Genomic DNA, 25,181 nt, shown 5'->3' on the forward strand with positions numbered 1-25,181 from the left:
GATGAAGATTCTATACATAGAAGACGATCAGATAGATCAGATGGGCTTTAGCCGCCTCTGCAAAAAGTTGAATGCTGAGATTAGTTATGTTATCGTTGATAGCCTGGAGAGTTTGAAGAAACTGGAAGAGCTGGATTCCTTTGATCTCATTTTCTCAGATATTTTTCTGGGAGATGGGGATATCAATAAAGTACTGGAATTGTTGGGGGAAATTCAGCCTTATATTTTAAGTGGGGAAGCTGATCCTGGCTTTATTCAGGAATTTGTCAAAGCCCCTTTTAAAGGAGTCTATGAGAAACCTTTGACAAAAGAAATTCTGGAAGAGGTCATGGGGCTTAAGTCAGAGGAAACAGAATCGCTAGTAGAGGAAATACGGGAAGAAGACTACACGGCCATCAAACTGGCAAATTTACACCGACTCAGTAAGGGGTCTAATAAGGAAATGATTGAGTTGATGGAAATTGCGCTAGATCTTTTGCCACAAAGACTTGAAGAATTAGAGGAAGGATTTGAAGAGGAAGATTGGGGGAAAGTCCATTTTAGCGCTCATTCGGCGAAAGGAGTAAGTCGCCTGGTAGGAATTCCTGTCTATAATGAACTGGCCGAACTGGATCGCAAAGCAAGAGAAGAAGCTCCTGATCCGGAAGAGTTATTCCATATCTATCAAGGCCTGCTCCCTATCATGAAGCAAGCCTTTGATGAGTTAAATCACTTGAAAAATAAAGTTAGCCTGGCCTGAACATAAGGCTAATTAACGGCTATACACATCATCCATTCGGCGGGAAATGTCAGCCAGTCTCTCGCGATCTCCTCCGCGCATTTCGGCAGATCCCCATCCTGTATACCCCACTTTCTTGAGTGCGGCATTTACCTTTTCCCAATCGCTATTTCCTTCTCCCAATTCGACATTGAAACCTTTCCAGATTCCTTCATCGGTTTGTTTCTTCCGGCTATATTCTTTGATATCCACCTTCATGATTCGGTGTCCCAAAGCTTCCACCCAATGATGGGGCCATCCATAACGAACGATATTACCCACATCAAAATACCAGCCGATCATGTCGCTTTCAAATTCGTCGATATAGCGAGCAGCTTCTACCGGGCTGATCAGGAAATTGTTCCAAACGTTTTCTATCGCAATCTTAATTCCGGTTTCTTTGGCTATGGGTAAGAGTTTTCTGATCTCATCCTGAGAGCGTTTGTAGGCATCAGCATAAGAAATATCATCATTCACCACTCCCGCAACCAGCAAAACCGTAGTCCCTCCATACCTTTTACAGGCCTTAAGGGCAGTTTCCATAGAGGCAGCACATTCGGCCCGTACAGCAGCATCCGGATGTGATAAAGGTTTTTTCCAATGGACAGAATTCACCACACCGGGGATTTCCAGGCCGCTGGCTTCCTTCGCTTCCAAAACTTCTACTTCATCCAAATCATTGGGACTGTCCAGCTCTATTCCATCAAAGCCCAGTTCTTTGACCAGTTTGAATTTTTCCATGACGGAGATTTCCTCCTGGATCATTCCCCATTTCAGGCTCTTTTTGGTAAGGCCTTTTCCTGCCTTTACAGGCATTTCAGTTGTAGAATTTTCGGAGGCTTTTTCTGCTTGAGCTGTCTGGCAGGAATTAAGCAGAAGACTGGCTGAACCCAATCCCAGGGCAGCCTGTTTGAGGAAAGATTTTCGATCCATAGTAGTAGTAGTAAAATTAGCCTGCGACCATAAGCCGCAGGCTATATGCTAATCTTATCTAAACTCAGTTAAACCTGGCTTGGCAACTTCTGCTGTCGGCCAGTCAAATTCCCAGTTGTACTGGTTGATGTTTGGTCCCAGTACTTCTTCAGAATTGAGGGCTTGTTCCCAGGTAATCGTTTTGCCGGTATAAGCTACCATGCGGCCGATAATGGCGAGCAGGGTACTATTGGCCATATATTTATCCAGGATTTGCTCTCCTTTTCTGATGGCTGCAAAAAGCTCATCATGCTCTGTTTGGTACATATTGTTGGACTGTCCTCTGTATTTCCAGGTTTCAGTACCTACAATCTCATGTTTACGACGGATACAATCTGCGACTGCATGTCCTTTGGTCCCCAACATTTCTACATGATAGGCTCTATCAGTATCTTTTTGCTGTCGGGAGAAATGGAAGCCTTTGGCTCCATTTTCATACTCATATACAAGGGCAAAGTGATCGTATACATTTCCGTATTTATCTTCGATTCTGCGCTGGCGTCCACCGGTACCGCTTACTTGCTTGGGAGTAACATCTCCCAAAGCCCATGACATCATATCCAAACTATGAATCGCTTGCTCTGCAATATGGTCTCCACTCAACCAGTTGTAGTAAATCCAGTTGCGAAGCTTATTCTCCATCTCAGACCAGCCTTCCTTACGGGGTTTTTCCCAAAGGTATCCGGTATTATAGGTATTGTAAATGGCTTTGATGTCTCCAATGCTTCCATCGAGGATACGAGAGAAAGTCTCTCTTTTTGGTTCGTGATATCTCCAGCAAAAGCCAGACATAAGGGAAAGGCCTTTTTGTTCGGCAGCATCAATTACCTTAATCACTTTTCTTACTCCTGCAGCATCAACAGCCATGGGTTTTTCACAGAATACATGTTTGTCTGCATCAATACAGGCTCTGAGATGATCTGGACGGAAGGCTGGAGGAGTAGCGAGGAGTACTACATCTACCCCTGATTCCAGGAGTTTTTTATATCCATCAAATCCTATGAACTGTCTTCCTTCATCTACTTTTACCTTATCCGGGTGAGCTTCTGTCAGGTTTTTGAGAGAGCTTTCCATCCGGTCAGGGAAAATATCTGCCATGGCCCAGAGAACTACATTGGGATCGGCATTAAGGGCCTGATTGGCTGCCCCTGAACCGCGACCCCCACATCCGACGAGGCCTACTTTCAGGGTTTCACTATTCATTTCAAATCTGGAAGATCGTCCGAGTGCAATGTTGACAGATAAACCTGTTGCCGCTGTGGCAACGCCTGCCTTTTTGAGGAAATTCCTACGAGTAGTGGTTACTTTATTTGGTTCCATGTTAGTCAGTTATATACATTTTATTACCTAAACTATTAAAAGATTGACTGGACTGCAATAAAAGTCTTTATATACAGAGGCTGTCAGGATCAAAATCCAGGTTGCATTTTTGAGAAAAGAACGGGGGCGGGGAAAGGCAAAGTACAATGAAAAACATCTATGTGCACGTGCACACTTGCAAATATAAGATTTTAAAATGAAAAAAACGCGAGAACTTTCGTCCTCGCGTCAATTCTTACGCTTGTTTGTGAATGAAACGTAATAGGTTCGATATCTATTCGTCTTCGTCATGATCCCAATCATCTCCAAAGTAGAGATAGTTGGAAGAACGAGATTTATCTTTTGCTTGTCCTTTCCCTTTTACATCCATTCTGCTGATGGCTGTATCCAGGCTAATGCTTCGGGTATCATAAGCCTCCAGCACTTTTTGCGGGACATTGATTTCGACAGAAGAAGGGGCCTCACATGCGTTACAGCCGGGAATACCAATCTTTACTGAAAGCCATTCGTCAGTCCCCAAATCTCTGAGGGTGCGTCCATATTCAATCATCGCCTTCTGGACTGCGGGAACCAAAGCCTGATAAACGCTATCTACAATTTTATCATGTCCGCCCGCTTCGATCTTCTTTCCATCAACGATTACCACAGAACCTTTGCCCTTATTTCGGCTTGAATGAAATCCTAGTATGGAACTTTTTACATCAAGGTTATAAACGGCCCCATAGCCAGATAGAATTTCATAATTGACGTTTGCGCGCGAGCTTCCGGTCAATCCAATGGCATATTGTCCTACGATCTCATTTTCCTGATTGTTCAAAGTGGGACTTACCCTGTATTCAGAAACTACATCCTGAAGGATTTGACCCAGGATTTGATAGGACATTCTTTTTTTATCATCTGCCGGCAAGTTCTCAATGCTCAGGGCTTTTTTGAATCCATCTTCAGAGAGATCTTTGCTCCTGAATCTATCTACATCATTTTTGGAAACACTGACGGTTATAGTACCAGGTTTGCGTTCATTTTTCGTTGTTGTGCTCAGTCTTCCGGTAACTGTTACGCTTGCGACCCGAGCTCTGCTGCTACTTCTACTATTTTTATTTCCATAGATCAACATGATCTTCTCATTTTTGGGTAGCTCGCTGGCCAGGTCCCCATAGTTCTGAAGAAAATAGGTCATCAAGTCGATCTTGCTCTGGTCGATTTCGTCCTGAGACATTTTGTCTGAATCTGAATCTGAATCTGTATCAGCATCTGGGGCAACTGCATCTTCCGATTTTTTTACTTCACCATTTTGCCTGATGTAAACGTTCTGCCCGCTCCAGGCTCTGCCATTCAAGCTGATGAAATTTGAGCTATTCCAGTAGAATAGGGGAGTCCGCATAAGGATTCCAAAGCCTTCGATGTACTGTGCATCTGTGCTGCTGGTCCGGACATTGAGTTGGTCTGTATTGGGATTACCGCTACGGAATACCTCATTCAATACCTTTTCCATCATCTTGAGATTTTCTTCCATCCTGGAATCTTTGTCCTGAGCTTGCATCGGCTGCAGTGAGACAAAAGCTAGCATGATGAGAGAAAGGATTCCTGTTCTGCTCATTTTTATTAGTCTATTCATTGTTCTGAAGTTTTTCTGTTAATCTCCTAATTGAGCTCTAAGCTCGGTAAGCAGGTATTTGGTTTCTTCCTGCTGTATGTCGTTTTGTTCTATGATATGATTGAAAGCAACTTCCATAAGTTTGAGGTCCTGTTGCCTTTGTTGTTCAAGAAATTGAGAGAAGTCCGTCAGCAATTGTTCTGTATAAGCTTGCTGGTATTGCTGGGTCTGACTCAGCATATTGACGACCATCTCATAATTCGCATCTCCAATATCTGTTTTCAGTTGAGCCAATTGTGTCTCGCTCATTCCGGGAGCTGTATTTCTTCTGGCCAGCTGTTCTTGTCGGCTTTCGAGCTTTTCTAAAGAAGTGCCCAATTGATAGACTGCCTGAAAGAGAGAGTCACTTTGATTGCTTTGTAGGAGCATATCATTTTGCATTTCCAGCATAGCAATTTTGTCTTTGAGTTCTTCTTCATTTCCTGTAGGAAGGGGAGCTCCAAATTGTATACTAAAGGTCTTTTCTTTGAAACTAACCTGGACTCCAATCAATTTGGCCGATATCATCAAGGCTATACCTGCAGCTGCTGCATGTAGCCAGCGATTCTGGAACCATTTTACAGGGCTTTTCTCCTGAATAATGATATTGGGCATAGGAGGTGTTTTGGGATTGGGTACCTCTTGCATCAATTCACGGGTGCGCTGCAGGGCTTCCCATTCGGCTTGTGCCTCGGGATTTTCCTTCAGGTACTGTTTCATCTGCTCCGCTTCTTTCCCCTCCATTTCCCCGTAGAGAAAACTCATCCATGCCTCCGGACTCGGTTTAAAAGTCATATCGTAAACTATCTTGTGTAATCTGTTTTCTTTCCAAATACAGGCGCATATGTTGCAGGCCTGCGTACAATCTCGATTTGGCTGTATTCTCGGATATCTCAAGAGCTTCCGCTATTTCTCTGAATTTCAATCCCTGGTATTCTTTGAGGATTAAAACGGCTCTTTGCTCCGGCGCCAACTGATCCAATGCCCGTAACACCCAGTGTGAAATATCCTTTCGCAATGTATGGCGATACGGCCCTGTGTAGGTGCTCTCCATCTGCTTCAATTCTGAATCCTCTGCATCGTATTCCCGGATATAGCGGGTATCGCGGGTTTTGTTTCTGCGGTCTTCTTCGTAACAATAATTTGCTGCTATTCGGAAGAGCCAGGATTTGAATCTCGATGGATCGCGTAGCTTCTCGATATTCTTATGGACTGATATAAAAGTTCTTTGAGCAACTTCCTCAGCTGGATTGTGCGGATTTTCTGTTCGGCTTCCTCCTGCAAAGTATTTCCAGGCAAACTGGTAAACATGGGGGTACCAATCCTGCATCAGCTCTTTGAAAGCTGTCTGTGAACCTTTTTTGACTTGAGCTATCAGTTGCTCCATGAGAATATCTTCGTAGCGTCGATTTACTTATTGGATGCAGGTACTTGAAAAAAAGTTTGAGTGGAGAGGAAAAAAATTGAAAGTGTTATGGTTCGGCAGTGTTGTAGTGCTTGGATTATATTAAGATACTAACAACTAAAACACTTCTCAACCCCAACACACCAACACCTCCCCATAACAAAAAAGCACCGGACAAAGTCCGGCGCCATTTCTAGTTTGGTGTGAATTAAAAGGGTTTCTTAAACGAGCTTGCGTGTTTGGGTGTTAGTGTATTAGTGTTGTTGAAATAAACGCTAACACCCTAACACGCGCTCACTCTCATACGCTAATATGCTGCGTAATATCTATTTATATAACGGCTTACCTGGTCAAATATTGGTTTGGTAAACTCTACGAATAAATCTTGTGGCAGAGGATCAGGAGCTGGTCCACGTTTCTTTACACATCTTCTGTCTTCACTATCCAGGGCTCTTTCATCTCCATTGAAGAATCCCCATACATCTTCGTAAACAAAGGTTCCTGCGAATTTCTCCTGGTCGATCAATGAACCATCATAGCTTTCTATTCTCACATCCAGCAATCCACTGGAAGAAACTTCTTTTTCAAAGATGTGTACACTGGCTTTTACGGTACCAAGGACATCTACAACTGAGTCTTCTGCAACTTCTACTTCGCCGATTTTTACATCTTCCTTCACTCGTTCAACGATTCTTTCCTTTACATAAGCCTGACCTACTACAAAGTCATCGAAGCGCATACGAAGGATATGGTCTGCATCTACTCCTCTGCGTCCATAATTATCCGGGGTAATAAAGCGAACAAAAGGTCCTCCTGGATTGTCGCGGATAAAAGCAGACAACTGATTTTCAAAGAATTCATTGCTGATTTCAAACATGCGTGAGTGCATGGGGATCGGAGCAATTTGTACCGTTACGGTAGCTAATTCACGTGCTTCTTCGATCAAACTCTCAGCTCTGCGGTAATTGTCTTGCAGACGAAGTGTTCTTTCAAACTGGTAGAAAGCATCTTTTGCGGCTTGTCTGTCTCCCTCTCTGCCAGCATCCAGGGCATCCTGGCCCAGGGCGTAGCGTACTTCTGCTGCTTTCAGTTTTGCATCTTCATACTCAGGGTAGAAAGATTCAGCATTGCGAATCACTGACTTGGCTGCGGGAGAGCGTTGGATTTCTTTATGCACACGATTCAAGCTTGCATAGTGATCCATAACATCTTCCCAACGGTAGGGGGCATTACTAAGCTTATCGTTTCTGATCTGCTCTTTTATATAAGCCAGGTACTCTGGATAAGCCAGTTTTAGGGTCTCAATAGACTTTTTGTTGCTGGGATTCTTCCGAAGGCGTTCAATGGAATTCAGAACAGCTGTCCGATATTCGCCTTTTTCGTAAGCTTTCTTGGTGCTTTTGCATCCAACAAAAGAAGAGCCTAATAAGAACAAGAGGATAAAGGGTACAATCTGTTTCATAGCAATTGTCTTAAATGGTGGTTATGATGGGGTGTACCCCGTTTTTGTGTGTGACGTTGCAGTTCGTTTAAGGAATTGAGTATACGTGCCAGAATAGTTCGAATTCGTGTATCAATTTCAAAAGGGAAACTACGAAATTTACGGAAGACTCATGAAAAAACAGGGACAATCTGATGATCATCCCTGCAAGTTAAGGCGTTTAAATATGCATTTTTCTTAGGCTACCTTATCATTCGATGTTGTAGAAATCCTTGAGGGATTCGAAACTGACCGGATCTCCGATCTTTTGTACCTCAATCATCATTTCTGTGTAGTCAGGTCTGCTGGAAGTTGCTTCGCTCATCTGCATAGAGTTTTCCATTTGATTGATGGCCTGAACTTCCTTCTTTTCTTCGCGGGCGATTGCATGTGCTAATACTTTCATCTGTTTGTTGTTAAATTGTTTGTTGTTGTTTATGTCCACAAGATGCAGGAAGTCTTTTAATGTATTATAGGTAAATGATTAGCTGGTAGGAGATTTTGAGTGGTTGGTAGGGGTGGCTTAGTGTGTTCAGGTGTTCTGGGGTTCTAGTGTTCAGGTGTTTTTGAAGGGAGAGGTGTTTCAAAACTAAACTACCACACTACATTACCACAAAACATCCACGAATTGGCTTCTACAGCAAAGTTGTTGAGAAAACAGGCATAATTAAAAAGCGTAACAATAACCCTTGCGCACAAGAACACGAGAACACGGCTTTCCCTTTTGCCTATAAAAAAGCTGCTTACATAGTACTTGTCCTATAATATATCGAAGAAGGTAAGCCAGACTACTTTTAGCAGAAAAACATTGCGTATTTTCGAAATGTAATTCTAACGATTCTAATCTAAATCAATCCTAATGAAGCACTTACTCGAAGCAACCTGGATGAAATTCCTGATTGCCATTCTATGTCTTGGGCTATTTGCACAACCTCTTAATGCCCAATCCAAAAAGAAAAAGAAGAAAAAGAAAGGAGAACAGACGGCAGTTACTGTTCCTTCAAAGCCCAAACCTCCTAAGAAAAAGCCTTCTGCCCGTAAGGATAGCATCATGGCTTTTTCCAAAGTTATTCCTAACCACGCTAATACTGACGAAGGACTTTTTACTATTCATGAGCTTAATGGAAAGTACTACTTCGAAATCCCTAAGGATATTTTAGGAAAAGAGATTCTGGTAGTTAGTCGTATTTCCGGTACAGTAAATGGATTTAGTTTTGGAGGAGCTGGTCAAAAAACCCGCCCACAGCAGGTGATCCGCTGGGAAAAGAAAAACAACAAGATGTTGCTTCGTTCTGTTTCCTATTCCAGTGTGGCGGATTTAGATGAGCCGGTGTATGAGTCTGTTCGAAATAACAACTTTGAACCTATCGTAGCCGCTTTTCCTATTAAAGCTTATTCAAAAGATTCCAGTGCATATGTTTTCGAAGTAAATGATCTCTTTGAAAAAGATATCGCCATGATTGGTGCTTTGAATGATGGCCAAAGAAGAAGGTTCAAGGTGAAAGGTCTTGATCCCAGAACCAGTATGATCAACTGGATGAAAAGTTTCCCTCAGAATACTGAGGTAAGACACATCCTCACCTATCGTGCTTCTGATGTTCCCACCGGGACACAAACTGACCTGTTAACGGTAGAAATGAACCAATCCTTCATTTTGCTTCCTGAGAAGCCGATGCAGCCTCGCCTAAGTGATGCCCGTGTTGGATATTTCTCCCTATCTCAACTGAACTATAGTTCTGATAAGCAAAAAGCTGCCAGGCAGACTTTCATTACTCGTTGGAGACTGGAGCCTAAGGATATGGCTGCCTTTAATAGAGGAGAATTGGTAGAACCTATAAAGCCTATTGTATATTATATCGATCCTGCGACTCCTGAAAAATGGCGTCCTTACCTTAAGCAGGGGGTTGAAGATTGGCAGCAGGCTTTCGAGCAAGCTGGCTTCAAAAATGCCATCATTGCCAAAGATCCTCCTACAAAAGAAGAAGATCCGGATTGGAGCCCTGAAGATGTACGTTATTCTGTGATTCGCTATATCACTACCGAGATTCAGAATGCACAGGGACCACACGTTCATGACCCACGTACCGGAGAAATCCTGGAATCTGATATCATGTGGTACCACAACATCCTCAACCTTCTCAGAAACTGGGGATTTGTACAGACTGCTGCAATCAGTGAAGATACGCGTAAAGCAAAATTCACAGATGAGTTTATGGGAAGACTGGTTCGATTTGTTGCTGCCCATGAGGTAGGACATACCCTCGGACTTCCTCACAATATGGGATCAAGTTCTGCTTATCCTGTTGACTCCCTGAGAAGCAAAACTTTCACCGATAAAATGAATACCGCTCCCAGTATCATGGACTATGCACGTTTCAACTATGTTGCTCAACCGGGTGATGGAGTAACCAGCATTTTCCCTGATATCGGTACCTATGACTTGTGGTCCATCGAGTGGGGATACAAGCCTATCCCCAGTGCAAATTCTGCGGAAGAAGAAAGAGCTACCTTGAATAAATGGATTATTTCTCATGCCGGAGATAGACTATACCGCTTTGGTCGTGCAGGTACTGATCCTAGTTCTCAGACTGAAGATTTGGGAGATGATGCGATGAAAGCCAGTACATATGGTATCGCAAACCTGAATCGTATCCTGGACAATCTGGAAGAGTGGTCAACTACTCCCGGAGAAGACTATTCAGATATGAGAGAGCTATATAATAATATATATGGCCAATGGCGTCGTTATATGGGCCATGTTGCCAATAATGTAGGAGGAGTGTATGAATTCTATAAGACCTCTGAACAAGATGGTGCTGTCTATGAATTTGTGCCGAAAGAGAAGCAAGCGCGTGCGGTAAAATTCCTGAATGAAGAACTCTTCGAAACGCCTAGCTGGATCATTCGCGACAATCTTACCAAGAAGTTTGAAAATGCAGGTTCTGTTGAACGTATCACCAATATCCAGAAAGGTGCTTTGAGAAGCTTGCTGGATCCGGGTCGTTTGGCTCGCCTGATCGAATCAGAAGCCAATAACGGAAACAGCAACTACACCATGATCGATCTATTCAAGGATCTGCGTGGAGGTATCTGGTCCGAGTTGAGAACAGGTGAATCGATAGATACTTACAGACGTAATCTTCAGCGTGCACATGTTGAGCAACTGGAGTCGCTGATGACCAGAGAACAAACTCCTATTCCTCCGCAATTCCGTGCTTTCGTTAGACGTACCAATGTTGATGTGAGTACCTCTGATATTCGTCCGGTAGTTCGTGCTGAATTACGTATTCTTCAAGGACAAGTAAGCCGTGCAGTCAGGAGAACTTCTGATTCTATGACCCGTTATCATTTACAAGATATGGGGGAAAGAATTGAAGCTGTACTGAACCCAGATAAAGACTAGATAATTACTTATTGAAATATCTGCCGGGGTCCGTAAGGACTCCGGCTTTTTTTGTGAGCCTCGGGGAACTCACCCCCGTCCCCTCTCTTAGGAAGAGAGGGGTGGATATTTGGATGCGGATGTTGTTATGAGAGTTGAGTGTGGGGTCTTATGGGGGAAAGGGTTTTATGGATTATAAAAGTATTAAGAAGTTGGCCAGGGAATTGAGGAAGAGGCAAACTCGAGCAGAGGCTGTTTTTTGGGAAAAGGTGAGGAATAGGAGGTTTAGGAAGTTGAAGTTTAATCGGCAGTTTGTTATAGGATATGGCTTGGAAGAAGGAGGAAGAGCATATTTTATTGTTGACTTCTATTGCCATGAACTGGAGCTCATTATTGAGATTGATGGTAAGATTCATGAGAAACAGATAGCGTACGATGCACGTAGGGAAAGCATTTTGGAGAGCTTAGGCTTTCAAATTCTGCGATTTAAGAATGAAGAGGTTTTGTATTCTTGGGAAGGAGTGAAAAAACGACTATCCACATTCATCGATTCTTAGGAATCGGCCTGCCGCGCATTTCCATCCTGAGGGGAATGAGTCCTATGCAAAGGAGTCAAATAATCTCCAAGAACCTCAAGATTCCTCAACACATCAAATCCTGGGATTGGCCTGCCGCGCATTCCCATCCTGAGAGGAATAGAGCTCGTACAAAGGAGTCAAATAATCTCCAAAAACCTCAAGATTCCTCAACACATTAAATCCTGGGATTGGCCTGCTGCGCATTCCCATCCTGAGGGGAATGGGGCTCGTGCAAAGGAGTCAAATAATCTCTAAAAACCTCAAGCTTCCTCAATACATCAAATCCTGGGATTGGCCTGCCGCGCATTCCCATCCTGAGGGGAATGGGGCTCGTGCGAAGGGGTCAAATCACCTCCAAAATCTCGATCTCCCTATTCATAAAGCTGATGCTTTCTCCGGCTTTTTTCCCGAGAAGAGCCTTTCCGAGGGGAGAGGCAAGTGATAATACGAAACATGAATTTCCTTCAAACTCTACCTTTCCTAGTGGAACAGAAAAGTAATAGAGATTTTCATTGCTTTTTACCAGACTGCCCAGCACAATTTCCTCCTGATTCTTCCCCGGCTCACATTTTCTCAGCAAGACTTTCATTTGGTTCAATTGCCTCAACAGTAAATTGTTTTTGTCAATCTCCCGCTTATTCATTTCACGCGAAGTCTCAAATTTATCTCCCGCGCTACTTTTGGTATCCTCACTATTTGCCGCCTGAAGCTCGGCCACATATTTCTGGATCCGATCTACCTTATCTGCTAAAACCTGCAGGCACTGTTGATGTATATGTTGTTTAAGTGAAAGCATCTGAATTTTCAGCTAAATACAATGATACAGAAGATTCCTTATTTCTGCATCATCTCCACTCCCGACCAATTGAGGGGAACGCCTTCTTTGCTCAAAGAAAGGGCGCGAGAGAGGTAGAGCTTACTGGCTTTGTCTTCGGGATTGAGGGAAAGGACTTCTTTAAAGGCCTGAATAGCCAACACAAAATTCTGTTCATAATAGGCGGTCATCGCTTCCTGAAAAGTTCGGCTGAGGTTGAGAAATTTCTCCTTTTCTGATGCTGCCAACCAGGATTTGCTCTCATGAACATTTACTGCTTCCTTGCGGCCTTTCACCTGAACTTTACCCAGAAACCTCACCAAGTAATCATCAGGCTCTTCTACCCCGGAAAGCGTCTGTTCTGATAGGACAATAGAAGTTCCATAATGCTTGGTCAAGCCCTCCATGCGAGAGGCTGTATTTACGGTATCGGCCACTACGCTAGCATCCATTCGATCTGCATCTCCGATCACGCCCATCATAAGCTGACCGGTATGTAAGCCGATTCCGATCCTTAAGGCTTCTTCTCGACTTTCATTGAATTCCTCAAGGGTTTGCAGCATCTCCCGAGCAGCGAGCAAAGCATCTTCTGCTTTTTCCGGGAATAATGCCATGATTCCATCCCCATAATACTGATTAACAAAGCCATTATGTTTTTGAATGGCCGGGCCCATTCTGCCTAAATAGGTGTTGAGGAAGTCAAAATTTTCTTTGGGCGTCATTTTCTCAGATAGGCTTGTATAATCTCTGATATCTGAAAAAAGGACAGTGACTTCCTTTTCCACTCCATCACCCAGATTTACATCCAGCACATTGGTATGTCCCAAAGACTTGATAAACTCATGCGGAACAAAGCGTTTGAAGGCTACATTGAGGCTGGAAAGTTTTTCATTGAGGGCTTCCTGAGCGATCCGTTTTTCTCTTTCTGCATCCACTTTCTCCTGCTCTGTCTTTCTGATTCTATATCCCAGTCCCAATGAAAAGAAGATGATCTCAACGACTATGGTAGAAAGGAAGATCATAAAGGTATAGGAAAGCTCGAAAATATGTCCGAGCACTGCCAAACTTAACCCCAATACAATTACGCTTCCGGATCCTCCAATGAAATAAAAGGCCAGGCGATCTTTGGTCCGCGTCAAAGCCACGAAAAAAATGAGGTTGAGGATGACATCCAGCAGCAAAAGGCCAAATTCGATGCCCAATCCTAAGGGGATATTGAAGCTGGTGTAAAAGATCGTTTGTGTGACGATTAGAAATCCACTCTTAATGATAATCACCCAGCTGAGAATTCGGTCCCATTTGGGCAAGAGATTTTTGAGATCAAGAAAGCTTTTGCCGAAAAGGTAATAGAAGATATTGATGGCCGAAAAAGCCAGATGACCGATGGGTACCAAATAGCGAGGATCTCCAAAAGAGGGATAAGTCATGGGCCCCACCGCAAAGAGAACAAATGTCCCCACACAAAGCAGATAGAGGGCATAAAAGAGATAGGCCTTAAAACGAACCGTAATAAAAAGTACCAGATTGTAGAGACACATTATCCCGAAAATTCCCAGAAAAACCAGAATCGTATTTTCCAGGGGAATATGATCATCATCTTTCCACTTAAGCATATCATAGAGCTTAAGATTGACCGGTATGGCCTGATGGTCTATTTCCCAAAGTTTCAGGTACAAGGTCTGAGAACTATGTGCTTTGAGGTATAAGGGAAAATGAATAAAATCTCCCTCATTTACTTCCTTCATTCTGCCTGGCATATTTCTCCCCGAATGAAATACGCTCTCATTCCCAATGGAATCGATGAGATATAAAGTAGCCATTCCCATGGCCTCATTAAAGAGCATCCAATCTGTATGCTGATCCCCTGGGTTGGACAGTTCTACTTTCAGCCAATAGGTATAATCCGGAGATAGGGGAAGGGAGAGTTCGGATAAAGCTTGATAAGAAGAATGATTTTTCGCCTCTTCAATCTCCAGCTTATTCTCTTTGTCCGTGAGAATTTGGACATGCTTATTCAGGTATATGACTTCTTCTCCTGCTTTCAATGCGACCTGGGCATGAAGCGACAAGCCTATTGAAAAGAATAGGAAAAAGAGGAGTCCCCAACTGAGTAAGCGATTCATAATGACGTGAATGGCATGTATTCCTTTCTATAACGATGAAAGTTTATAGTAAGAGGTTGCAAAGGTAGGGAGAAAATGAATGAAAGGACTATCGATCTTTATGAACTTCTGTCCTCCATCTGGGATTGGGTTCTGTGACTTTGGGGCCTTCACTGAGTCGGTCAAAACAGACCTCATGGATGTTGTAGTACCTACCGGTGGCCGCCGTCATACCCCAATACACCAATTCATTTCCGCCAAAAACATCATTCAAAAGATCCACCTGAGCCGAAATCACTTCTTTGTGATCTATCTCAACTGAAAGTTTCTGTTCCTGTGGATTCCAAAGCACCCAAAAGCTGTGGCGGGTGCAGTCCTCGATATTGGGGATGGTATTGGGGCCTGCGAGGTCATTGAAATGTCCCACGCGTCCATTGAGCATGATGCTAAGGTGGTCTTCATCCGGATCATTGAGGTGATAATTGAGCCAGGTATCGATCTCGATGCCTACGGAGGGTCGCAATCCGGAGAAACCGATACCTTCGCCCACATATCCCAGCACATTTCCTTGCGGACAAAAGAGAAATACCATACCATCTGCCCCCAGCTCGTCCTGACATCCGAGCATAATCGAAAGTTCAACAGCAAAGGGTTCTAGGAGGCTTACAGGTTTTTTGTACCAGATCGAACCGGAAGAATATCGTTGTTCTTCTGTCAGGCGAAAACAATCCTCATCGGTGAGGTAGGTATCGCCATTGATAGTAAAATCATCCAGAAAAGGACGTTGCGCAAATACGCCCAATGAGAGTAAGAGGAAACTGATGGAAAGCAGACTTCTCATAGCTAAATGGGTTAAGACAGGATGTGTGTGCGGCGGGCAATAGGAAGTTAGTAAATTTTGTGGAATCAGGCTCAATTATCTGCTTTGCAGGAAGAGGAATTGATGAAGGAAGGGAAGGGGAAATAAAGTAAAAACAAGGAATAAGAAATGATAAGGAAGTGTTCAGGTGTTCTTCTGCGCTCGTACTCCGGTTGCAGGATGAAACTCATGTGAAGACTTAATTCCTACAAGCTAACAACTCTGTCATTGCGAGCCTGTAATGCAGGCGAAGCAATCTCCTTCGATCCAATTGCTTTTGTGGTTCAAGGAGATTACTTCGCCCAGAATTTGGGCTCGCAATGACAAAGTTGTTTAAGCAAGTTTTTTTTTACAAAAAGGGAAGTCGGAAAAAGCTTAAATCCATCTATTGCGAAGAAAAACCGCTGAGAAAACTATGAACCTTACTTTTTGGGGTGCGGGAAAGCTTTTGCATAGTCGCAAAAGAAAGGGGAGGAAGAAGGTATTGAGATTGAAGGTCCTCAATCATTTTCAGCCAAAGTCGGGAGGTCATTTCAGAGTCGGCCAGAGCCCGGTGAAATACATCTTCGGCCTGTATGTTTCGATAGGCGACCAGTGTCCCTAGTTTATGATTGGGAGCTCTTTGGTAGATGCGTCTGGCCAGCAACATGGAACAGGCGATGTTTCCTTTGAAATGAATGCCTACTCTTTCCAATTCTGCTTCCAGAAAACGTTTATCAAAAGAAGCATTATGAGCGACCAAATTGTCATCTCCGATAAAATCTGCAAAGGCTTCCATGACCTCTTCACAGGCAGGTGCATCTCTGAGCAAGTCATTGCTGATGCCGGTATAGCTTTCGATAAAACCGCTGATGCGAAAGCCGGGATTCATCAATTGCTGGAAGCGATCTACCACAACTCCCGCTTTGATTCGTACCGCCCCAATTTCTATGGCCCGATCTCCATAATTGGGAGAAAGGCCCGAGGTTTCGAAGTCAAAAATAACGGCAGTATCAGCAGATGCCTCAGGGAAATGGTGCATAGAGAATCAATTCTGGAACAATATACGAAATCTGCATACAGAAAGATGCTGGGATTGGGTATGTGTTAAATATAGAACATTATGAAGTAGAATTAACGCTCAAAACAGGAAGGGAATTTTGACCTGAATATTGGCGCGGCGTAGGAAAGCAGGGGAAAAATGGGCCAGGAAAATATTAGAGTTTTTCAAGTAGTTCCTGGAAGCGCGGATCATCTAAATATGGCTTTAGGAATCCCGAATTCCTAATTAACGAAAACCCTAAATCTTTCTCTCGAATGGCCTTGTCAAGGTATACCCATGCAGAATCAGATTCTCCAAAAGCCATATAAATATTGGCAATATCCAGGGATATTAAATTGGGCTTATAGGTTTCCAGAATTTTTTGGGCATCCTCTTCCTTTCCCAAATGGAACTTTGCAGCAGCCAGACCATAAGCTGCATAGCCTTTTAAAGAAATCAGCTCTTCAAAAATCGCTTCTGCTTCCTTATACCTTTCCAAATGAATAAGCGCTTCTCCCCGGTGCCGCAAAATACTGGACAGCTTGGGATTATCTTCCAAAACGTCATCCGAAATGGCTAATACTTTTTCAAAATCTCCTGTAACCAGGTTCAAGCGGGAGAATTCAATTTTCTTATTGAGAGAAAAGGGATCATTTTTCGTCATTAGCTCAACTAAACTCAGGGCTTTTTGGGGATTCCCTGCTAAAAGGCTCAGATATGCTTGTATTTCATTAGGCTCAACTATTCCCCTTTCAACTGCAGCTTGATATGTTGATTGTGCGGCTTCTTTATCCCCCTTATACCAAAGGAGATATCGGGCATATTCAAGATATGCTGTGGGAAGATTTGGGTTTAATTGGATAGCTTTCTCTAAATGTAGAGGCACTAAGTCATAAAAGGCCTTTCCTCCGCCATAAATCCCTTTAGAAAAATAGGCCCTCCCGAGCTCAACCCATGCAGAATAATAAAGGGAATCAATTTCAATCGCCTTCTTATAATATTCAATGGTCTTATCTGCATTTCTGGCTCCTTGATTTGCTGATTCCAGCCCCTTTAGGTACCATTCATGAGCCAGAACATTAGTTGTTTGAGTAGCGAGCAAGGCCTGGCTTTCTCCAGGCAGTAAGGTGATTTGTAAACGGTCAATGATTTTATGAGCAATATCTTCCTGAATGGCAAAGATGTCTCCCGGACGCTTATCATATTGGTCGGTCCAAAGGGTAGATTCGTTTTGCGCATCTATCAATTGAACATTAATTCGGATTTTATCTTTGGTTCTACGGATAGAGCCATCTAGCAAAACCGTAGCTGACAATTTTGATCCAATCTCTTTCAGCGATATGGATTGGCCTTTGAAGGAAAAAGAAGAACCCCGACCAAGAACGCTTAAGCCTTTAAGGCTTGCTAAAGCATTAAGGATTTCTTCAGCCGTTCCATCACAAAAATACTCCTGATCTTTTCCCGGACTTAGGTCTCGAAAGGGGAGGACTGCAATGACCGGCTTTTCTGAAACTTTCTGCCTTGCTTTAGGACTATTTGGCTTTGTTGGCCAAAAAATATAGCCAACAATTCCCAGCAATAATAGCAAGGAGGATATACCTAATATTGGAAATCGCTTTACTATGCTCCTACTTTTTCCCTTCGCCAACTTTCCTTGCATGTCCCGCTTTCGAGGCACCACAAATCCCTCATTGGCCAGCGCAAAAACCTCCATGGGCTTCTCCACATTTTTGAACTGAAATTTGCCCAAAGAAGCCATCTCAAATTCGGGATGGGATTTGACATCATGGATCACTCTTTCGGTAACGAGGATCGATCCCGGCACACCCATAGACTCAACACGGGAAGCCAGATTTACGCCATCTCCATAGATGTTGCCCTCAGTGAAAACAATGTCTCCGATATGGATGCCAATGCGTAAAGGAACTTGAGGTTCTTCTTTAAGACTTTCCTGAATGGATTTGGCCGCGTGCATAGCTTCGACAGCTGAATTGAAAACTGCCAGACAACCATCGCCTCGAAATTCGAGAATTTCGCCATTGTTTGCCGAAGCCTGCGCCTCCATGACTTCACTGAATCGATGCACTTTTTTCAGTCCCTCCTTTTCATTTCGCTGCATCATAGCGGTATAACCGACAATGTCAGTAAACATGATGGCAGCAAGACGACGGGATTGGGGCATGGCTTAAAGATAGAAAAATATTGAATCGCTTATCAATTGAGCTACTATAAGTTTTATCGGGAATAGATAGGATTTTATTTCTCTTTTTCCGGGAATAGTTGGTTTAATTCCTCCATCCAGTTTTCGACTAACAATAATTCAGATCGTGTGTGTTTGGTCTCTACACTTTTTTTCATCAGAAATAATTCTCCATCATCCGTGACCTGGAAGGACCTTCCTGAAATATCCAGGTATTCTCCTTCCCATAGCACTCGCGGACTCGCCGGATGGAAACCATTAGTCCAATCTATCGCAACAGAGATCATTTGATTAAAATCAGCGGAGCGGAAAAGGATCTCGTTTCCATGGGAAACCCAAAGAGGTTCCGAGCCTCCATCGTTGGAAATTTTTATTTTTTGGTTATTTCTGGGGAAGGACTGTACATAGATTTCAGAGGTTCCTTCGGATTCGTCTGATTCATAAACCACATACTCTCCATTGGGAGAAAAGTCCAGGAAAAACTGATTTTTTGGAGAATTAGAAATAAGGAAAGGTTTTGCCTGTGGGTCAGATACATTCAATGCCCATAAATCTAACATACTATTGCCATTCACATCTTCATTTTCAAATGCAATATATTTTTTGTCGGAAGACCAGCTACTTGGGAAGACATAATTGTCTTTTTTGATAAGCGTATCTAGCTTTGTGCCATCTAAGGTTTGATCGATAATTGCCCAATGAGATCCCATTTCTATTGAATAGGAAATGGACTTAGCTTGGGGAGATAATATAGTATGGAATTTTGTTTTGGTAAGAAAGGATGGAATTTGTCTTTCCAAATCGTATATCCAGATTTCATGCACCTCACTGAAAAAAGATTTTTGGAATTGGTAAAGCAGGAGATTTTGGTCCTGTGCAAGTATAAAAGGTAAATAATGGTTAGCTGGCAAAGCCAAATTTCCTACTTCTTCTCCCTGGCGGTTGATATATACAAAGCTTCCTTTATCTACAGAGCTACCCGAGACATATAACAGATCCCCCTCTCTGGAAACCGCATATTGAGCCCCATTTCTTACTGACTCAGTACGCACACCCTCTATAACGGGTATGGGAGAGCCGATCAGGCTCAATTGATCAGGGTCAAATCTGGCGGCCATTAATCTCCCCCATTGTGCAAAAATCAAATGTCCGGAAGTCAAATAACTTGGGCTTGAACCTCCAGATAGAACAGGAGTTGATTTTCCTGAAGTAAGATTGATCGCATAGATTTCATTTGCACCATTAGAAAGCAGTATATGGTTGGGATCAGGCAGTGAGGCGAGCCAGAGTTTATTTGCAGAAAAAGGAGAAGTATTAAGCTTGGCGGGAATAATTAGCTTTTGGGCTTGCTCTTCATGTGCAGAGATGCGGACAAGTTGTTGGCCTTCATAATCTACAAAAACGATTTCATCATTTTCCAGCCAAATGCCTGAATAGGGATCTGTTACATCAGTAATTGCTACAGGCTGTGTTCCTGAAAGGGCTACTTTGTACAGCTTCTCATTTGCATAAAATCCAACCCAATCACCATCTGTCGAAAAAAAGGGAAAATACGCACCTTCTGTGCCTGGGATAAGCTGGGTTTCGTAGGAATTCAGCGGTCGTAGTCCCAATTGGGTTCCGTCAGGAGTTTGAGCAACATAGACGATAATCTTCCCATCAGCAGAGATATCGAATGCACGCTGCCCAATGCTATGATGCACTGAGCCAATGAGTGCCAATGAGGCTTTTTCAGGAAGGGAAATAGTAGTACGCCTAAGAGGCTTTTCTACAATCCTTCTTGTATCAGGCTGAATAAACCAACCCATAAATCCTCCTAAGAGAATTGACGAAATCAATAAGCTTATGAGAAAGGTATAAGAAAGCAAAAAGTGGCCTTTCTTGTCGTGGGAAGGGCTTTTGCCTGTTTTGAATTTTCCTGTTAGCTCTGAGCGCTTTGGAACTGGAAAACCCTTATTAGCCACTGCAAATACGCTTACGGCTTCCTCTACATTTTTAAATTCAAAGGAACCCAGGGATAGCAGCTTAAATTCTGGCTGGTTCCGTATTTTACTATATATCTCATGGGAGAGCAGAATCGTCCCTGCTATTCCCATTGATTCGATACGAGAAGCTACATTCACACCATCACCGACGACTTTACCCCCTTCAAAAAAAATCTCCCCTACATGCAGACCTATACGTAAGGGTACGCTTGGCTCCTGTTTCAATTTTTCCTGAATCTGCATAGCACAGCTTGCTGCCGCAGATGCGCTATTGAAGATACTCAAGCTTCCATCTCCATAATACTGTAGCACCTCTCCCTGTTTTATCTTCACTTCTTCTTCGAGGACACTCTGGTGTCTGTTGAGTGAGACAACTGCCTTTGATTCGTCTTGCTGCATCATAGCGGTATAGCCGACAATATCAGTAAACATGATGGCGGCAAGACGGCGGGATTTGGGCATGGATGGGTTTTGTTTGAAGTTACGGAAATCCCACGCGATCAAGCAAATTCTTATAGTGGGGATCGTCATGCAAAGGCTTGGTCAAAGGGTCCATCTTTAGCCAAAGCATTTCGACTTCATGATCCTCGTAGGATTTTTCTAGCCATTCGAAGGCAGTATTCGAATCTCCAATATTTGCATAAATCAATCCAAGAAAAAATGCAGGACTGCCAACCTTTGTTGTATTCCAATTTTCCTGAAGCTGTTTGATGATCAATTCTGTCTCCTTTCTTTGCCCAACTTTGTAGTGTGCTATTGCCTTTTCAGCTAACATATAGGGAGTGTTCATATTTACTCGCATCTGTTCTAGTCCATTTTCGAGCACCTGAATAGCTTCCCCGTATTGATGCAGTTCTAAGTATATTTTTGCCAGGAATTTATAGGTGTCATATTCAAATATGTTCAAGGATTGAGCATACTTTAATTGTTGGATTGCCTTTTGAAAATCTCTTTTGTAAAAAAGACTCATTCCTTTCATTACTTCAAGATGTGGATCAAGTGGGTTGATAATTGAAAGCTCGGCCAGAAGTGTATCTACTTTTCCTAATTGGCCAGCATACATATACAACAAACTCCTTGACGCAAAATAATCTTCTTCCTGATGTTTTTTTGCCTTTTCAAGAGCCTTTTCAGCTCCTGCAAAGTCCCAGTCCAACCATAAGCTTGAATAGGCCTGGTATACATAGGCATCAGAATTATTGGTGTCGAGGGAAATTGCTTTTTGCAGGTAAGGAGATGCTTTTGCTTTGGCAATACCGGGCGTTAAATCTCCCAATGCGGTTCCCCTACTCAAATAGTAATAACCTAGTTCGCTATAAATTGTAGAGAGAGAGGGAGCCAGTTTAAGTGCCGTTTCCAATAATTCACTCGCGTGCTCGAATTCTGAAAAATTCCCATTGGTCAAAATCTTGCGTGCTTTCAAAAAGAGGAGATAGGCTTCCGGATTGAGTTCAATTTCTCGTTTTAAAACCTCCGATTCCTCTGAACTAAGCTTTGCATCAAGTTTTCGGGAGATTTCGTGAGCAACCTCTTGTTGGACTGCAAAGATATCCTCCATGCTCCGATTGAACTCTTCCGCCCAAAGGAGGGAACCACTTTCAGCATGTACCAATTGAGTCGTAATCCTTACTTTATCTTTATCCCTTCTTACACTGCCTTCCAGAATATGGGCCACTCCGAGCTCTCTGGCAATTTCAGTCAAGCTTTTTGCACTCTTTCGGAAAGAAAAGGAGGAAGTCCGGGCAATTACCTTCAAATCGCTGATCCTGGCCAGATTGGTCAGGATATCCTCACTGATTCCATCACTGAAGTATTCCTGGGTGGAATCATTGCTCATATTTCTGAAGGGAAGGACGGCTATAGACTTTTCTATATGGGAAACAGTTTCCCCTTCATTTTTATCCCCAAGATTCAGAAAATTGACCAGTCCCCAAATCAGCAAGCCTCCAATTACTAGTCCTAATGCTGATTTCAAAATCGGCATACTCGTCTTGGAATAAGAAATCTGATCAGTCGGATTGTCAATAGCGTTAGCCTTGCCTTTCATTTGCTCAGCTTTAGGCACCACAAATCCCTCATTCGCCAAAGCAAAAACCTCCATGGGCTTCTCCACATTCTTGAACTGAAATTTCCCCAAAGAAGCCATTTCAAATTCGGGATGAGACTTCACATCATGGATCACTCTTTCCGTCACGAGGATCGAACCCGGCACGCCCATGGACTCGACACGTGAAGCCAGATTTACGCCATCTCCGTAGATATTGCCATCGGTAAATACTATATCTCCGATATGGATGCCAATGCGTAAGGGTACATTGGGTTCTTCTTTAAGACTTTCCTGAATGGATTTTGCCGCATGCATGGCCTCGACTGCGGAATTGAAAACTGCGAGACAACCATCCCCTCGAAATTCGAGGATTTCACCATTATTTGCTGAAGCATTTGCCTCCATCACTTCGCTAAAGCGATGCACTTTTTTCAGCCCTTCCTTTTCATTTCGCTGCATCATGGCGGTATAGCCGGCAATGTCGGTAAACATGATGGCAGCTAGACGTCGGGATTGGGGCATAGATGGGTGAAGTATCTAAAACGGTATTCTTGGCATTGTTAAATTACTATTTACTGACTTTCTCAACAAATGGGCCCCATCGGGGATCTTTATGCATAAAACTAAAGGCTAATTCAAATGGGGCGAAAATGATGCCCGGGTCATATTGCTTAAAAGATCGTTCTAACCATTCAAATGTTTTTTCTACATCTTTGCGATAGCCATAGACCTGTGCAATTTGATAAGCTAAGGAAGAGGAAGAACCTTCGATAAGCTCCTCAAGATAAGTGTCAGCAGCTTCTATATCTCTTTTTTCCCAGGCAACAATGGATAGCGCACATTTTCTCGCACCCTCAAATTTCTCCTTTCGGGCAATAACTTCCGCCTCCTCCAATTTTCCTTGCTCGACCAGGCAGATGGCTAAAGCATAGTTCAAATAACCTGCTTTTGGTTGGAGCATTAACCACTTCCTGAAGGAATCTTCTGCAAGATCAAACCGATGTGCGATATTATTTCCCCAGGCTTTGTTGGCAATGCTTATCCAGGATAGTGGATCGAGTTCCTCAGCTTTATCCAGTAAAGCCAGGCCTTCTTCGAATTCATGATTGAAGCATTTTGCAAGCCCTGTGATACTTATTGCATTGGCATCACCTGGAGCTAATTCTATAGATTTTAGTGCATAAAACAGCGCAGAATCACTTTTGCCTAGCATTTGTATGTAAGTATTAGCCAGGCTTGCGTATGCATATCCTAAGTTTGGACCGAGTTTTATCCCCTTAAGCGCATGTGTTTTTGCGAGCTCATGTAACTTTTTAAAGTCTCTTATGCCTGTAGGAGAATTGCCTCTTCTGGCAAAATCTCTGTCGATGTGTCCCAAGAGAATCCAGGCAGGCGCATAGGAAGAATCACGTTCCAGGCTCCTTAGCACAAGTTCCCGGGCTTTACTGGCATTACTCTCTGTATCAAACTGATGTTTGGCTTGCAAAAAAAGGCGGTAGGCATCTGGAGCCGTTTTTTCGACATTCCATTTATTGGCTTCAATGAGGTTAAGCTTTAGTGATTCCATCACTTCCCGGGCAATATGTTCTTGTATACCGAATACATCCTCCAAGGGCTCTTCCCAATTTTCGGCCCATATGGATTTATCCAATTTTGCCTCAATAAGCTGAACAGATATTTTGACCCTGCCTCCGTACTCTTTGACACTGCCTTCTAAGATATGGTCAACGCCCAGTTTGTTCGCTATCGTAGATAAATCTACCTCTTGTTTTTTGAAGCTAAAGGAGGAAGAGCGAGAGCTTACCTTAAGTTCTGATTCCTTGCTCAAGAGATTTATAACTTCTTCTGCCATTCCATCTCCCAGAAAAGCTTGATCCTGTTTAGGACTCAAATCCAGAAAAGGCATGACGGCTATAGAAGGAGTTTTCGTGGTATCAGGAAGTACCTCTTCACTTCCTTTCCAGTAAATATTCATCCATATTCCTCCAGCTATCAATATGCCAATAAAGCCGGATAAGATGCCTCGAATTAAACGGTGTTTGCCTTGAGTAGCATTTTCTGTTAGGCGTGTTCCTTTACCCGCTAGCTCATCGGGTTTGGGTACAATGAATCCCTCATTGGCCAATGCAAAAACCTCCATGGGCTTCTCTACATTCTTGAACTGAAATTTGCCCAAAGAAGCCATTTCAAATTCGGGATGAGACTTTACATCATGGATAACTCTTTCCGTAACCAAAATCGAACCTGGAACCCCCATAGACTCGACACGCGAAGCCAGATTTACCCCATCTCCGTAGATATTGCCATCGGTGAAAACGATATCTCCGATATGGATGCCAATGCGTAAAGGAACTTGTGGCTCTTTTTGCAAGTTTTCTTGAATAGCTTTTGCGGCATGCATGGCTTCTACGGCAGAATTGAAAACTGCCAGACAACCATCCCCTCGGAATTCGAGGATTTCGCCATTGTTGGAAGCTGCCTTTGCCTCCATCACTTCGCTAAAGCGATGCACTTTTGCCAGTCCCTCCTTTTCGTTTCGTTGCATCATGGCAGTATAGCCGGCGATGTCGGCAAACATGATAGCGGCGAGACGGCGGGATTGGGGCATGTTGGTTAGTTCTAATTC

Annotated in this window: 18 protein-coding genes; 3 read left to right on the forward strand and 15 right to left on the reverse strand. The window is 43.2% G+C overall.

Annotated elements, in window-relative coordinates:
* Nucleotide 1 precedes the first annotated feature (1 nt).
* Nucleotides 2-739, forward strand: coding sequence for a response regulator (locus R8P61_29035; protein ID MDW3651158.1), 738 nt, complete (start codon nt 2-4; stop codon nt 737-739).
* A gap of 12 nt (nt 740-751) precedes the next feature.
* On the opposite strand, the gene R8P61_29040 is transcribed toward R8P61_29035, so the two are convergent.
* From R8P61_29040 to R8P61_29070, 7 genes are all read right to left on the reverse strand, one after another.
* The gene (locus R8P61_29040) at nt 752-1,690 is read right to left on the reverse strand and encodes a sugar phosphate isomerase/epimerase family protein (GenBank protein ID MDW3651159.1); all 939 of its coding nucleotides are present in this window, start codon (nt 1,688-1,690) and stop codon (nt 752-754) included.
* Between the two features lie 54 nt (nt 1,691-1,744).
* Nucleotides 1,745-3,049 (reverse strand): Gfo/Idh/MocA family oxidoreductase, encoded by a 1,305-nt coding sequence (locus tag R8P61_29045; GenBank protein MDW3651160.1) that lies wholly within the window; start codon nt 3,047-3,049, stop codon nt 1,745-1,747.
* A 274-nt stretch (nt 3,050-3,323) separates the two neighbouring features.
* Nucleotides 3,324-4,664, reverse strand: a complete 1,341-nt coding sequence (locus R8P61_29050) for a hypothetical protein (protein MDW3651161.1) — start codon at nt 4,662-4,664, stop codon at nt 3,324-3,326.
* 18 nt (nt 4,665-4,682) lie between these two features.
* Nucleotides 4,683-5,477 (reverse strand): hypothetical protein, encoded by a 795-nt coding sequence (locus R8P61_29055; GenBank protein ID MDW3651162.1) that lies wholly within the window; start codon nt 5,475-5,477, stop codon nt 4,683-4,685.
* Entirely contained in the window at nt 5,467-6,069 is a 603-nt protein-coding gene (locus tag R8P61_29060; GenBank protein ID MDW3651163.1) for an RNA polymerase sigma factor, read from the reverse strand. Before R8P61_29060 ends, R8P61_29055 begins: the two co-directional genes overlap by 11 nt.
* Before the next feature lie 325 nt (nt 6,070-6,394).
* Nucleotides 6,395-7,549, reverse strand: a complete 1,155-nt coding sequence (locus tag R8P61_29065) for a hypothetical protein (protein MDW3651164.1) — start codon at nt 7,547-7,549, stop codon at nt 6,395-6,397.
* A 229-nt stretch (nt 7,550-7,778) separates the two neighbouring features.
* Nucleotides 7,779-7,973, reverse strand: a complete 195-nt coding sequence (locus R8P61_29070; protein MDW3651165.1) for a hypothetical protein — start codon at nt 7,971-7,973, stop codon at nt 7,779-7,781.
* 453 nt (nt 7,974-8,426) lie between these two features.
* Here R8P61_29070 and R8P61_29075 point away from each other — a divergent pair, with 453 nt between their 5' ends.
* The gene (locus R8P61_29075) at nt 8,427-10,970 is read left to right on the forward strand and encodes a zinc-dependent metalloprotease (protein MDW3651166.1); all 2,544 of its coding nucleotides are present in this window, start codon (nt 8,427-8,429) and stop codon (nt 10,968-10,970) included.
* Nucleotides 10,971-11,137: 167 nt separating this feature from the next.
* Nucleotides 11,138-11,506: a DUF559 domain-containing protein gene (locus R8P61_29080; GenBank protein MDW3651167.1), complete on the forward strand. Its 369-nt coding sequence runs from the start codon at nt 11,138-11,140 to the stop codon at nt 11,504-11,506.
* 364 nt (nt 11,507-11,870) lie between these two features.
* Here the strand turns inward: R8P61_29080 and R8P61_29085 are convergent, their stop codons facing one another.
* From R8P61_29085 to R8P61_29120, 8 genes are all read right to left on the reverse strand, one after another.
* The gene (locus R8P61_29085; GenBank protein MDW3651168.1) at nt 11,871-12,323 is read right to left on the reverse strand and encodes a GreA/GreB family elongation factor; all 453 of its coding nucleotides are present in this window, start codon (nt 12,321-12,323) and stop codon (nt 11,871-11,873) included.
* A 38-nt stretch (nt 12,324-12,361) separates the two neighbouring features.
* On the reverse strand, nt 12,362-14,464 hold the full coding sequence (locus R8P61_29090) for an adenylate/guanylate cyclase domain-containing protein (GenBank protein ID MDW3651169.1): 2,103 nt from the start codon (nt 14,462-14,464) through the stop codon (nt 12,362-12,364).
* Between the two features lie 88 nt (nt 14,465-14,552).
* Nucleotides 14,553-15,284, reverse strand: a complete 732-nt coding sequence (locus R8P61_29095) for an L-type lectin-domain containing protein (protein MDW3651170.1) — start codon at nt 15,282-15,284, stop codon at nt 14,553-14,555.
* 403 nt (nt 15,285-15,687) lie between these two features.
* Nucleotides 15,688-16,323: a 3'-5' exonuclease gene (locus R8P61_29100; GenBank protein MDW3651171.1), complete on the reverse strand. Its 636-nt coding sequence runs from the start codon at nt 16,321-16,323 to the stop codon at nt 15,688-15,690.
* Between the two features lie 175 nt (nt 16,324-16,498).
* Nucleotides 16,499-18,505 carry an adenylate/guanylate cyclase domain-containing protein gene (locus R8P61_29105; protein ID MDW3651172.1) on the reverse strand — a complete coding sequence of 669 codons (2,007 nt, stop codon included), beginning with the start codon at nt 18,503-18,505 and terminating at the stop codon, nt 16,499-16,501.
* A 74-nt stretch (nt 18,506-18,579) separates the two neighbouring features.
* On the reverse strand, nt 18,580-20,970 hold the full coding sequence (locus R8P61_29110; GenBank protein MDW3651173.1) for an adenylate/guanylate cyclase domain-containing protein: 2,391 nt from the start codon (nt 20,968-20,970) through the stop codon (nt 18,580-18,582).
* 19 nt (nt 20,971-20,989) lie between these two features.
* Nucleotides 20,990-23,077: an adenylate/guanylate cyclase domain-containing protein gene (locus R8P61_29115; GenBank protein ID MDW3651174.1), complete on the reverse strand. Its 2,088-nt coding sequence runs from the start codon at nt 23,075-23,077 to the stop codon at nt 20,990-20,992.
* Nucleotides 23,078-23,123: 46 nt separating this feature from the next.
* Nucleotides 23,124-25,163, reverse strand: coding sequence for an adenylate/guanylate cyclase domain-containing protein (locus R8P61_29120; protein MDW3651175.1), 2,040 nt, complete (start codon nt 25,161-25,163; stop codon nt 23,124-23,126).
* Nucleotides 25,164-25,181: the final 18 nt, after the last annotated feature.

The sequence above is a fragment of the Bacteroidia bacterium genome, from assembly GCA_033391075.1.
In the GTDB taxonomy this organism is placed as follows: Bacteria; Bacteroidota; Bacteroidia; order J057; family J057; genus JAWPMV01.